Below are 12,179 nucleotides of genomic sequence, written 5' to 3'. Positions count from 1 at the left end.
GGGATCAGCCTCTCGGAGTGCGGCGGTAGAAGGGGAAGGGGGTGACGGTGCTGGGGATCGCGGTCCCGCGCACGTCGATGTGCAGGAGCTGTCCCTCGCCGGCCACGGTCGGATCGACGAAGGCCATGGCGACGGGGTGTCCCAACGTCGGCGAGAGCGCCCCGGACGTGACGGTGCCGACGACCTGCCCGTCGTGCACGACGTCGTACCCGGCGCGCGGCGCACGGCGTCCCTCGGTCACGAGGCCGACGAGCACACGGGCGCCGGGGGCGGGCACCACGCCAGCGTCGCCCACGAACGAGCCCGAGGTCGCGACGACACGACCGAGACCGGCCTGAGCGGGTCGCACCTCGGTCGACAGTTCGTGCCCGTAGAGCGGCATGCCGGCCTCGAGCCGCAGGGTGTCCCGCGCGGCGAGCCCGGCGGGCACGACACCGCGGTCGGCGCCGGTCTCGAGCAGGGCGTCCCAGATCGACGACGCGACGTCGGGGTCGCTGTAGATCTCGAAGCCGTCCTCGCCGGTGTAGCCGGTCCGGGCGACGAGGACCTCGGCGCCGTCGAACAGCGCGTGCAGCACGCGGTAGTACCGGAGTTCGTCGAGCGGGGTCTCCGGCTGCAGGCGGTCCGCCACGACCAGGGCGTCGAGCGTCCCTGCGGCGGCCGGACCCTGGATCGCCACGAGGGCGGTGGTGTCCGAGTCGTCGGTGACCTCGACGTCGTGGCCGCTCGAGCGCGCGACGAGCGCGTCGACCGCGACGGAGCGGTTCGCGGCGTTCGCCACGACGAGGAAGACGTCCTCGCCGGTGCGGTAGACCACGAGGTCGTCGAGGATCCCGCCGTCCTCGGCGAGGAGCAGCGAGTACTTCGCGCGACCGACCGGCATCGCGCCGAAGGACCCGGCGAGCGCGTGGTCGAGGAACGGCACGGCGTCGGGGCCGACGACGCCGACCTCTGCCATGTGCGACAGGTCGAAGACGCCCGCGGCCTGACGCACGGCGTGGTGCTCGGCGAGGTCGGACGAGTACCGCACGGGCATCCGGTACCCGGCGAAGTCGGTGAAGGTGGCGCCCGCAGCCTCGTGCGCGGACTCGAGTGGGGAGGAACGCATGACGGAGTTCTCCTGGCATCGGCAGGACCCGACGGCCGTCGTCGGGTGGGAACTCCCCCTCTGTCATGGGCCTGAGAGTTTCACCGCGGCCCGTGAGGTCCGGCGGCTTTCACCGTGGGCGAGACGCCGCGCGGGCCCGGCGGGGACGCGTGTCTGCTTTTCAGAGTGGCCTGTCCGCTGCGGTGTGGGACCTGAGAGATTGACGGGGAGGTTGCTCCTTCGGTGCCGTGCGCGTGCGCTCGGCTCTCCCGCGGCGGGTGTGCGGCCGGTGTTGAGTTGTGCAGGCCCGAGCATACCGACCCCGCGTTTCCGGCATGTGTCGTGGTCGCCCCTTCGACGTCTCGTAGAATGCGGGGATGGCAGGACAGCGATCGCGCCCCCGTGGGCAGCTCGAGCAGGCGGTCCTCGAGACCCTGCGCGCTGCGGCCGACCGCGGCGTCGTGGACGGGTGCACGGCACGGCAGGTGCTGGACGCCTTCCCGGAGCCGCGTCCGGCGCTCACCACGGTGCTGACCGTGCTCGACCGCCTGGGACGCAAGGGCCAGGTCGAGCGGCAGGAGCACGCCGAGGCCCCGCTGACCTTCCGCGCCGTGCACAGCCGTGAGCAGCAGACGGCATCGCTGATGTCGAACGCGCTGGCCGCCGCGTCGGACCGTGAGGCCGCGCTGCTCCAGTTCACCGGATCGCTCGCCTCGGACGACCTCGACGTCCTGCGCCGCGCCCTCGACGCCCGAGCCCGCTCCTGACCGGAACCGAGCAGTGGTCGTCGTCGGAGTCGCCCTCATCGCCCTCGCCCTCGTCGTCGTGGTGGTCGCCCCGCGCGTCCTGACCCGGTCCGCCTGGACGATCGACCACCCACGCACGGCGCTGGTCTCGTGGTCCGTCGCGGTCCTGCTCGGCGTGGTCGGCTTCGTCGTCGGGGTCGCCCTCGTCGTCGCGGCCGACCGACCACTCGACCCCTTCCGGCTCACCGAGTCCCCGACGCACGGCCTGAACCTCGGCGTCGCACTCCTCGGCGTGGCGGCGTTCGTCGTCGCGGTCCGGGTCCGTCCCGGTGCCGAGCACGAGGCCGTGCGGCAGGCCATGCGGTCGGGCACCGCTCCGCACCGACAGATCGACGGCACCACCGTCGCCCTGGTCGAGGCGGACCATGCGCTCGCCTGCGCGGTCCCCGGTCGGTCCGGCGGCGTGCTCGTGAGCACCGGGCTCGCCGACCTGCTGCGGACCGACGAACTGGAGGCCGTGGTCGCCCACGAGCGGGCCCACCTGACGCAGCGCCACGCCGTGGCCGTCGCGGTCGCCGAGTCCATCGAGCGTGCGGTCCCGTGGGTTCCCGGGGCGCGCGCCATGGCGCGCTCGACGCGCGTCCTCGTCGAGTTCGCCGCCGACGACGCGGCGGCCCGACGCGTCGGACGCGACGCCCTGCGCCGGGCGGTGCTCGTGGCGGACGGGACGAGCGCGCTCGGGGCGGTCCGTGCCTCCCGGCTGCGCTGAGCCCACCGGTCACGCCTGTCGGGGGCGAGGCATAGGGTGGCAGGCACCGTGAAGCCACTGACCGAACCAGACATCCGTTCGTCGTTCGTGAACGCCACCCCGGACGAGCTCGAGCAGCTCCCCATCCCGGGGTTGCACGAGATGCTGTGGGACGAGCGCGAGTTCCTCGGCTGGCGCGACCCGCAGGCCGCCCGACGCGGCTACATCGTGTCGTGGATCGACGATCGCCCGGTCGGCATCGTCGTCCGCTCCGCCGGCGGTTCGCTCCGCCCGGGCATCGCCGCGATGTGCTCGTTCTGCCACTCCCCGCAGCCGGCGACGCAGGTCCGCCTGTTCTCCGCCGCCCGCGCCGGTGAGTCCGGCCGGAACGGCAACACCATCGGGTCCTACATCTGCGAGGACCTCGGCTGCTCGATGCTCATCCGGACGGCCCCGCCGCACCTCAACCCGCCCGCGACGATCGCGATGCGCGGCGAGGCCCTGCTCGGGCGCGTGCGGAACTTCACCGAGGACGTGGCGAAGACCGCGTGAGCCGGTTCGCCACCGCGCGGTGGGCCGTCGTCGAGGAACAGGGCGACGGGCGCTGGCGCCTCAGCATCCGCGACGAGGCGGACGACGAGCTCGGCGCGCTCGGCCTCGGGGTCGAGGGGCCGTGGGACCCGGACGTCGAGCCGCACGTGGCGTTCGTCCTGGTGCAGCTCGGACTGACGCTCCGCGGTGCGCGGCCGTGGCACGAGGACGAACTCGGCGACCAGCGCGCACCGGTGCTGCCGCTCGGGTGAGCGACCGCTCCCGTGGTCGCGGCGGGCGGCGGGCGGCGGGCGGGGACCGAACCACGTACCCGACGTCGAACCAGCCACGCCGCCTGCTTCGACGTCGGGGACCTGGTTCGACGCTGCATTGCACCCCCGGCCCGGCGGCGGGGCACAGCTCAGGGCTCGGTGGCCGCGATGAAGTTGCGGAGGATCTCGCGCTCGTCGTCGACGCGGACCGCCCAGACCAGCTCGCTGCGGTGCGGGTCGTCCTGCAGCGGGAGCAGGACGACGGTGTCGGGTGCCGCGAGGGTCGCGCTCTCCGGGGCGATCGTCACACCGAGCCCCGCTCCGACCAGGTGGAGCACGGTCGCCCACGTCGTGGCCTCCTGCACGACCTCGGGTCGCCGTCCGTCGACGACCACGGGCGCGAGGTTGCGTTCGGTCGCGACCGCACCGGCGATCGCCGGGAAGAACACGAACGGATCGTCGACCAGTTCGGTGCCGCGGATCGACGCCCGCTCCGCGAGCCGGTGCCCGTGCGGGACCGCCGCGACGAAGGGCTCGGAGCGGAACGGCAGGAACCGCACGGCGGGGTCCGGGTCGGGGTCGCGCAGGACCGCCAGGTCGAGCTCGCCGCGGACGGTGCGCGCGAGCAGCGTCGACGAGTAGCCCTCGGTGAGTTCGACGCGGACGAGCGGGTACCGCTGCCGGAAGGCCTGCACGCGCTCGATCGGACCGAGGGGCAACGCCGAGACGACGAACCCGACGTCCAGCCGTCCGGCCTCACCGCGTCCGACCCGCACGACCTCGTCCAGGTCGCGCGCTGCCTGGTCGAGCAGCGAGCGCGCACGGCCCTGCAGCACCCGACCGGCGGCGGTGAGCGCGACGCTGCGCGAGGTGCGGACGAACAGGTCCACCCCGAGGTCACGCTCGGTCCGTCGGATCTGCTGCGAGAGCGCGGGCTGGGCGATGCGCAGCCGTTCGGCAGCCCGCCCGAAGTGCAGCTCGTCGGCGACGGCGAGGAACGCCCGGAGCTGCCGCAGGTCGACATCCATGCACGCAGCCTATCGATGTACGGGAACGAGTATTGGACGCGATCAGATCTCTGGTCGAGGATGGGACTGTGCCCGAGACGCCCACGATGACCATCGCCGAGTTCGAGACCGCCGCCGACGCCACGGCGTTCCGCACCCTCAACGAGGCGTGGATCGAGCAGTACTTCACGCTCGAGGACGAGGACCGCGCGATCCTCGGCGATCCGATCGGCCGCATCATCGAGCCCGGCGGTGCGGTGTTCGTCGCGCGGCTCGACCACGAGGTCATCGGCTGCATCGGGATCATGCCCGTGGGCGAGCGCGTGTTCGAGCTCGTCAAGATGGCGGTCTCGCCGGTGCACCAGGGGCACGGCACCGGGCGGAAGCTCATCGCCGCAGCACTCGACCGCGCCCGGTCCCTCGGCGCGCAGCGGGTCGCGCTCGAGAGCAACAGTGCCCTGGCGAGCGCCGTGCACCTGTACGAGGCGTTCGGCTTCCGGCACCTCGGACACGACGAGATCGCGCCGAGCCCGTACGCCCGTGCGGACGTCCACATGGTGCTCGACCTGGTCTGACCCCGACCCTGAGGTTATCCGGGGTCGACGAACGATCTGCCCGTAGTAGCGGGCCCAGGGGTGTCAGGCTCTGTCAGGCACGGCCGTCGTGGCTAAACCGAATCACCAGGTCTAGGGTCGGCTGAACGAATGGGGACGATGGGACGCAATGCCTCTTCCCCGGCCGAGTCGCGGAGTAACTCACGTAGTAGCTCACGAGCGCCTCCGAGTTCACCCCTCAACCGGGTGGACAGTTTGACTGCTTCGTCCAGCTCGCGTTGCAGTCGTTCGTTCTCTGAAGCGAAGTGTTCCGAGGTCACCAGCGCCTCGAGCGTTTCGATTGAGCTGGGGGAGTCAAGCGCGACCAGCCGCTCGCCTAGTAGGCGCCTCCTTGCGGCTCGCAGTTCATCGACTTTCTGTTCGAGACTACCGATTCGTTTGCGCTGCTCTACAAGCTTCTTCATCAAGGTCGCTCGATCTACCGCCTGACCCTCGCGCCAGTTCGCCTCGTCGCTTTCAAGCCGGCGCCGTAATTCTGCCTGCTGGCGACCCGACTGACGAATACGCTCGGCCAGATCACCCTGAGTATGAATGAACTCGCGCGAGACGCGCGCTTCACGGGCGACTCCGGATATGGTGATCTTCTCGCTTGAATCCATCGCCGCGTCCAAGGCCCGTAACACCGCCGCTCTTTTGTCAAGAGACGCTTGTCTACGACTTGCATGGAGGCCTTGAATTGCGCCACGACTCATTCGATGCCCTTCGTTGCGCCGGCGCGCTCGATGTCCGACAGATGCGAGAATTCGCCATGAATAGCACGAAGGTCGATACGACGGGGAGCGCCAGCTCGACGCCGAATGTCCTCCATCTTCTCGAGAGCTAGGTGTATTGATGACCTTTCCATTTCAGGCAGATTATCGATGTAGGAATCAATGCCGGCGAGAATTCGGTCGCAGTCGCGTGTTCTGCGCTCGTAGTGACTAATCATGTGACTGTCCGGCGCGATGATTCGCACGCGCTCAATCTGTGCCTGCAGATACAGACGCTTTGCTAGCAGTCCGTCTCTTTCGAAAGGATCGACCAGGAAGAACGGGCATGATTCGCAGACATGATCCATCGCACATGCAGCACCGCCGGCCGCCACGTTAGCGGGCTCCGTGCATGACCCAAGAGAGACAGCCAACTTGGTGAAACCATCGCGCTCTCGATCCACAGTAACTGCTTCACCTGACCAGTTGAGCCGCCGCGAGGGAAGCGACGACATCGCGTGCCGCTTTCGTCTGCTGGTGATGAGAAAGTAGTTCATCGTCGTCTTGAAACTCTTATGGCCCATCCACTCCTGCAGTTCCTCCGGAGTGCAAGTCGGACGCCCCTCACGGTCGGTCGCATCGGCATGACGTTGCGCGAATGCATGGCGAAAGGCGTACGCGTCGATAGTTGTCAGATCGAACCTGATGTAGTTTCCGTCTGCGCCTTCCACCTCTTCCATGAACGGAGCTTCGTCGAGCACAACGGCTACGAGCTCGTCGATCCTTGCGTTCAAGAATGCTGCTGAACGCGGCGCGTCCTTTCTTCCTCGGTCCGTAGGAAAGAGCCACTGAGACTCGATGCCGTGCTCGATCTTGATTTCTTGCCATTGCCTGATTGCATCGTGAACATCCTTGTGGATCGGGAGACGCGTGCCACGACCGAAGGGTGGCTTGACGCGATCCCACTCGAGGTAGGCCTGCCCGGCACTGTCATACGAGATGCATTCTTCCTTTAGCCGAACCGTCTCAGAAGTTCGACGTCCGCATCGCTCTTGCAAGTAGATCATGACCTTCGCTTCGGCCGTGACTAGGGCTGAGTGTCGCTGTAGGAGATGCAGGTGGTCCATCAACCAGTCGACAATTGGTTGCGGGATGAATCGGAAAGAGTCATCATGCTCCTTGCCGCCCGGCGGTTTGCCAACAGCCTTTTGACGCAGGAATTCGCGGTCGAAGGTGGCTGGCAGCCGTCGCCAGACCGGGAGAAAGTCCTCCGAGGCGCGAAAGAAATCAAGCATTCCCCTCAGCGCGGCGAGGGCGAGCCGTTGAGCGTGGATCGTGTCCCACGCCTTACGAATCGCTTTCAGGACGGCGGTGGCGTCGGCCCCTCCGAGCGCTTCAACGGGCGTTCCTCTCGCGTGAAGAACTTGGTCGACAATCCGTGCGACTCGAACCGCGGCTTCGAGCTTGTTCCGCCCATGGGGACCAGCCTCGAGGATGTATGAATCCACGCTTTCCACCCACCAACGTAGCCTCAGTTCACGCAGGTCGATCCGCGTCCGCCGGTGGACTGGCTTCACTGAGTATTTCAAGTCGAGGTCTGTGAGGAAATACAGCCCAAACGTCCGCCCCTGCTCCCCCGCCCACTCACGATGCGCCTGGTCAATCCTGGACTGCAGATCCCGATAGAAGCCTGCGATGTTCGCGTGTGGCGTCGGGAGGTTCAAGGCGTTGAGACCGACGAGCGTCTCGTGCTCGGAGTTGCGAAGCAACTGATACACGCGGCGAACGAGGATCGGTGGGATGTGCGCGTTGGCGGATATGTCTCTCTGCTGCAGGGCGAACAGCAACTCGGACCGGATCGGCTCTCGAAGTAGATGAAATGGCGTCGCGGTGCGCTGCGCGTATGTGTACTTCTGGTCTGCGGAAACAGGCAGCTCGAAATAATTGTGCAGCCAACTCTCGACATCAGCAGGGTTGGGCTTCCCGATGCCCATTCGCTTCGCCCAAGAACGGCAGGCTCCTTCGTGGACGTCACAAAGGACCCAAGCTCCCGCACCATCCCGCTTACAGATCACCGCCCGACACTTTTGCTCGGCTGGAGGGAAGGGCTTCGGACGCCGCTCAGTGATCCACTCCCCCATGTCCGACCTCCCCGTGCGACGCTTCCAGCCCCACCACGCAGTTCGGTGATTCACGCACAACCCGGTATTCACGACACTGCGCTGACACCCGGTGATCACACAACTGGTCGGCCGCTCGATCTTTTCGCGTGGGACTTCGAGCCATTCGGCAAGGTTGAATGCGTCGGCGCCCTCGGCCATGAGGCGCTTACGTTCTTTATGACACACGGGGCACAGCTTGCCCTGGACCCTGGTCTCGCACCCTGCTTTCGAACACCGGCTCAGGTACGTGTCCGCCCTATCGACGTCAGGCGTGTATACAAGAGTGTCGGGATCGAACTCACCGGGCCGCCAGTCCATCATCACGCGACCTCGAATGTAATTTGCCCATTCTTGTGAGGGCGTCAGTTCGTGGCTCGTCGAGGTGCGAAAGTCGTTAGCGAATTCAGTCACGGCGTGTCTCCAGGTTGAGGCGACGCGTCGGAAGGCTGTCGAGAGCAGCCACCATCGCGATCTCAACGTCATGCACATAGATCTGGGTTGATTGCTTGCTGCGGTGCCCCATGAGGGCTTGCACCACTTCGAGGGGCTGTTTAGGGACGTCGTACCCTCGCACGAGCCGAGTGGCGAAGGTGTGCCGAAGCATGTGCGGCCCACTCAGTGGATAGTCAATCTTCTTGCCGCACTCTTCGACAATCTCTGCTATCCGATCCTCCTTCATGGCTTCGCCCAGTGCGCGCCCGTGGGTGTAGAGATTTACGAGCATGTGCGGCGAGTTATCACTATTGCCGAGGATTTCCCTGCGCTGAATGACGTAGTCGATGTACCCATCGACAAGCAGTTGTTTTGCAAACAGCGTGCGTTCGGCCCCCTTCGCGCGGGCGCCGTTGGTCACAGGGTTGTCCATCTTGACGTGGAAGTGGGGGTCACGAATGTTGCACCCCGAACTGCGGGTTCCCCCACCCAAGTGCATGTCGGCTGTGAACAACGAGGCCGCCTCGCCCACCCGAATTCCCGTGAAGTACAGGAGATCGATGAGGAATCGGTCGCGAGCCGGGAGAGCAAGGGTCTCCAGCCTGTCGCGCGCGCCACGGTCGCTAATCCACCGAGGTGGCGGAGACGGTTTCCGGGGCTCCCCGCGGAGCCTCTCCGCGGTCACCGAACGATGACGTCCGTGCTCGCCGCCAGCGGGACTTCCCGGGGCGAACCACTTCATCTCTGAAAACTGGGCTGCCACGGACGGCCGGACCAACTCCCTGGTGGCTGCCCATTCGTAGAATGATCGGATAGCGATAATGTGCGCGTCAACAGTTTCCGCGTTCATGGTCGAGGTCGCCATGAGCGCGCGCCGCCACAACACGAGGTGATTCACGGAAACCGCCCGCCAGTCGGCCGTTGTGAGCGTCCAGTTCAGGTACCGGACAACACGGCGCCCGTAGTGCTCCGCGGTGTTCGGAGATCTGTCAAGGTCTTCGAGGGCTGCGAGCCATGAAGAAGATGCGTGCAGGTGGTCATACGCGTCCACGATGACGAACCTCCGCTCACCACCGGGAAGTGTCGCGACGTCCAAGCGATAGGGGCCGTCAGGTAGTGAGATGGTCCCACCTCACTCGCGACACGGAGGCGATAGGCCGGCCCGACGGCCGTTGTTGTCCGCTCATCCATCCCGACACCGGAGAGCAGCCCGACATAGTGCGCGCTAGTGACGGGTTGGTGGTCCGAGCCGCTGATGAATGCCTCACAGGTCGCTACCGTATCAGAGGTTTTTTCCCTACTGAACGGGTATTTACGTTGGACATGTCCAATGTAATCGCGAGGTCCCCCGCTCGCTTGGAGGCGTTGCAAGGACCCTGGTCTGCGATCGCTGCGCGATGAAGAAGGGCGGACATGGCGACCGACTCCACAGTGAGGCCGGCGAAGCTTACTGGATCGAGAGGTCTTTGTGGCGACGCCAAAGTGCCGGGCGTTGGGGGCGCTCCATCTTCTCGTTGATCAGAAGGAGTAGCGGTGCTGCTTGCCGACAGCGTTCATGAAGCATCCACGACAAGCGGCTTACCGGAAGAATCTCAGGTAGCGCGGCACCAGCCACTCGAGCGCCGCGCTTTCCGGCGAGAAGAGGGTGCTCTCTCGCCAGCTCAGCAAATGCGCCACCTTCGCCGGCGTGGACCCCGCGGCGTGCGCAGCCTCTGTATGCAGAATGAGGCAGTACGAGCAGGGGTTCAGCTGAGCCACCCGCAGGCGGAGTAGCTGCGCGAGTTCACTATCGATCCCGAGCGTTGCTGTGTACCCGAATGCCTCCGCCATGTCCTTTGCGATGTCGTGCAGTCTGGTCCTATTCGGATCGAACCTGGTGTTGGTGTACTGAAGCTGGTTCATGCCGTGCCCCTTTCGCAGAGCTGATCTCAAGAGCTGCGGTCGTGACGAGAGGTCGGGCAGCCAGCTACAACGTCGGCCACACCTTCAAAGAGCGAAGCCCGTGGACGTGGTTGCACGCCGAGGAGACTCGCCTTGCCCGCCGACATGTGGATGTAAGCTCCGCGCCCGCTACCTTCCTGCGAGCGGCACAATCACGGAGAGCGGGTTCCTTCCGCGACCGCAGCCGGACGATGGTAGTCAGCCGCCGACGGCGTGAGCCACCGTAAACCGCGCATGTCCAACCTCAGGTCCCCCGGGCGTTCCACGAGAAGCGCCAATACCCCACAGCAGTTTCGGCAACGGACGACGAAGCCCATAGGCGCGCCGTAGACCATCGCTTCCGCGAGTGATGCGACATCTAGGCACGCATCGCACTGTCCGGTTGCCGTCGGAAGGTCAAACGCGAACAATGATGAGGCGACGCCCGCGAGAACGTTGCCGTCTAGATGAGTCATCATGCCCCTCCGAAACGTTCGGTGCGGATGCCCTCCGGGTCGTGACCGAGCCGTATCAGCTCGTGCGCGACCGATTCGACGAATCCCGTGGGCCCGCAGATGTAAATGATCGGGTCGCTCTCTGGCGCAAGCGTTTTGGCCCGTAGCACCTCGGCGGTAAGACGGGCAGGCTTGCCTGCCCAACCTTCGGGCGCCACTCGTGTGTAGTGCCATGTCGTGGCCGCTGTGTCGGACAGGGAACGCAGTTCCTCCTGATACAGCGCGTTCTCGGGGGAACGCAGCGAATACAGGAGCTGCATGGGAATGAAGCTACCCGCGTCCGCATGGGCACGAATCATCGCGACGAGTGGAACAACACCCGATCCCCCGCCGATCAATTGCACGGGCCGGGTTTCCTCGGGCTGCCACACGAACCACCGCCCGAGGGGACCACGTAATTCGACCTCATCGCCAACTTCCAGTTCATCGACGAGAAATGGAGACACCTCACCGTCAGGCAGCCGTTCAACGGCCAACTCGAGACTTTCCCCGGCGCCCGAGTTGGCAAGTGAGTACGACCGCACCGCCTGATAGCCGTCCGGCGCCGTGAGGCGAACGTCAACATGCTGTCCGGGCTGATTTCCCGACCATCCGGGAACGTCGAAGGTCAGACTGCGCGCCGATGAACTCAGCGTCGCGGACTGCGCCAGCCGTCCCTTCCTCCAGGCGAACGTGGAGTCGGTCACGAATACCGTTCTTCCCGCCACGGGTCACCATGCAGATGGTAACCGTACTGCTCCCAGAACCCTGGACGGTTCGCGTCCTGCATCACGAGGCCGCGAACCCACTTCGCGCTCTTCCAGAAGTACAGGTGCGGAACCAGCAGGCGAGCCGGCCCGCCGTGCTCGGGGTCGAGTGGTCCCCCGCCGTACTCATTGGCGATCCAGGCTCGACCATTCAGGAGATCGGCTAGCGGAAGGTTGGTCGTGTAGCCGCCGTAGGAGTGCGCCATGACGAACTGACGACTCGTCTGGACGTCAGCGAAGAGCGTGTCCAACGACACACCGCGCCAGCTCGTGCCCAGCTTCGACCAGCTAGTGACGCAGTGGATGTCTGTAGAGATCTCCTCCGAGGGAAGAGCCACGAACTCCTCCCACGACCACCGGTGGACGTCACCGGACTCGGTTTCGATGGAGAACGACCATGTTTCTCTTTCGATCCGAGGGGTGGGGCCGGCTGAGAGCACCGGAAAGGACTCCGTCAAGTGCTGACCGGGCGGCAAGGCCGGGTCATTGTTACGCCGTCGAGCTCCGAATACAGCCATGATCCCTAATCACCGTCCACATATCTGCCGTCCGAGGTTGCCCCTCGCGCTCGTTCTTGAAATCTCACACCGACCACGCGAGTGGACTCCACAGCCCAAGACACGTCGTACTCCGCGCGGTATGACGGGGGCCAGAACGACCAGAACCGTCCCCCCTCATCGACCCCCCATTCGCCGGTTGTCCTGCTGCCG

At 65.9% G+C, this 12,179-nt stretch carries 14 protein-coding genes and 1 riboswitch; of the genes, 5 read left to right on the top strand and 9 right to left on the bottom strand.

Annotated elements, in window-relative coordinates; all coding sequences use genetic code 11:
* Window positions 1–4: 4 nt before the first annotated feature.
* Window positions 5–1,108, bottom strand: coding sequence for a glycine cleavage system aminomethyltransferase GcvT (gene gcvT, locus ACH0A8_RS01370; protein ID WP_406906198.1), 1,104 nt, complete (start codon window positions 1,106–1,108; stop codon window positions 5–7).
* Between the two features lie 170 nt (window positions 1,109–1,278).
* A riboswitch (glycine riboswitch) is annotated at window positions 1,279–1,369 on the bottom strand.
* A gap of 95 nt (window positions 1,370–1,464) precedes the next feature.
* Here gcvT and ACH0A8_RS01365 point away from each other — a divergent pair.
* Genes ACH0A8_RS01365 through ACH0A8_RS01350 form a run of 4 tightly spaced genes read left to right on the top strand, consistent with a single transcriptional unit; the run spans window position 1,465 to window position 3,384 of the window.
* A complete protein-coding gene (locus ACH0A8_RS01365) occupies window positions 1,465–1,854 on the top strand; it encodes a BlaI/MecI/CopY family transcriptional regulator (RefSeq protein ID WP_066652757.1) in 390 nt (129 codons plus the stop codon).
* A gap of 13 nt (window positions 1,855–1,867) precedes the next feature.
* Complete coding sequence (locus tag ACH0A8_RS01360; RefSeq protein WP_209683672.1) at window positions 1,868–2,602, top strand: M56 family metallopeptidase; 735 nt, start codon at window positions 1,868–1,870, stop codon at window positions 2,600–2,602.
* A 48-nt stretch (window positions 2,603–2,650) separates the two neighbouring features.
* On the top strand, window positions 2,651–3,133 hold the full coding sequence (locus ACH0A8_RS01355; RefSeq protein WP_209683674.1) for an FBP domain-containing protein: 483 nt from the start codon (window positions 2,651–2,653) through the stop codon (window positions 3,131–3,133).
* Window positions 3,130–3,384: a hypothetical protein gene (locus tag ACH0A8_RS01350; protein WP_209683676.1), complete on the top strand. Its 255-nt coding sequence runs from the start codon at window positions 3,130–3,132 to the stop codon at window positions 3,382–3,384. The genes ACH0A8_RS01355 and ACH0A8_RS01350 overlap by 4 nt, the downstream gene beginning before the upstream one ends.
* Window positions 3,385–3,533: 149 nt before the next feature.
* Here the strand turns inward: ACH0A8_RS01350 and ACH0A8_RS01345 are convergent, their stop codons facing one another.
* Window positions 3,534–4,412, bottom strand: coding sequence for a LysR substrate-binding domain-containing protein (locus tag ACH0A8_RS01345; RefSeq protein ID WP_209683678.1), 879 nt, complete (start codon window positions 4,410–4,412; stop codon window positions 3,534–3,536).
* 68 nt (window positions 4,413–4,480) lie between these two features.
* Here ACH0A8_RS01345 and ACH0A8_RS01340 point away from each other — a divergent pair, with 68 nt between their 5' ends.
* Entirely contained in the window at window positions 4,481–4,966 is a 486-nt protein-coding gene (locus ACH0A8_RS01340) for a GNAT family N-acetyltransferase (protein WP_406906194.1), read from the top strand.
* Window positions 4,967–5,058: 92 nt separating this feature from the next.
* On the opposite strand, the gene ACH0A8_RS01335 is transcribed toward ACH0A8_RS01340, so the two are convergent.
* The 7 genes from ACH0A8_RS01335 to ACH0A8_RS01305 form a co-directional block, all read right to left on the bottom strand.
* Entirely contained in the window at window positions 5,059–5,604 is a 546-nt protein-coding gene (locus ACH0A8_RS01335; RefSeq protein ID WP_146245240.1) for a hypothetical protein, read from the bottom strand.
* Window positions 5,605–5,693: 89 nt separating this feature from the next.
* Window positions 5,694–8,267 carry a site-specific integrase gene (locus tag ACH0A8_RS01330; protein WP_181437027.1) on the bottom strand — a complete coding sequence of 858 codons (2,574 nt, stop codon included), beginning with the start codon at window positions 8,265–8,267 and terminating at the stop codon, window positions 5,694–5,696.
* Entirely contained in the window at window positions 8,260–9,339 is a 1,080-nt protein-coding gene (locus ACH0A8_RS01325; protein ID WP_146245239.1) for a tyrosine-type recombinase/integrase, read from the bottom strand. Before ACH0A8_RS01325 ends, ACH0A8_RS01330 begins: the two co-directional genes overlap by 8 nt.
* Before the next feature lie 527 nt (window positions 9,340–9,866).
* The gene (locus ACH0A8_RS01320; protein WP_111106895.1) at window positions 9,867–10,190 is read right to left on the bottom strand and encodes a carboxymuconolactone decarboxylase family protein; all 324 of its coding nucleotides are present in this window, start codon (window positions 10,188–10,190) and stop codon (window positions 9,867–9,869) included.
* 191 nt (window positions 10,191–10,381) lie between these two features.
* Window positions 10,382–10,684, bottom strand: a complete 303-nt coding sequence (locus tag ACH0A8_RS01315; RefSeq protein ID WP_220037581.1) for a DUF6510 family protein — start codon at window positions 10,682–10,684, stop codon at window positions 10,382–10,384.
* Window positions 10,684–11,409 (bottom strand): ferredoxin reductase, encoded by a 726-nt coding sequence (locus ACH0A8_RS01310; protein ID WP_111106894.1) that lies wholly within the window; start codon window positions 11,407–11,409, stop codon window positions 10,684–10,686. Before ACH0A8_RS01310 ends, ACH0A8_RS01315 begins: the two co-directional genes overlap by 1 nt.
* Window positions 11,406–11,987: a sulfite oxidase-like oxidoreductase gene (locus tag ACH0A8_RS01305; RefSeq protein ID WP_111106893.1), complete on the bottom strand. Its 582-nt coding sequence runs from the start codon at window positions 11,985–11,987 to the stop codon at window positions 11,406–11,408. Before ACH0A8_RS01305 ends, ACH0A8_RS01310 begins: the two co-directional genes overlap by 4 nt.
* Window positions 11,988–12,179 lie beyond the last annotated feature (192 nt).

It is taken from the genome of Curtobacterium sp. 179-B 9B NHS (genome assembly GCF_045370965.1).
GTDB lineage: Bacteria > Actinomycetota > Actinomycetes > Actinomycetales > Microbacteriaceae > Curtobacterium.
Note: the sequence above shows the minus strand (reverse complement) of the source record. Positions and strands in the feature narration are given on the sequence as shown.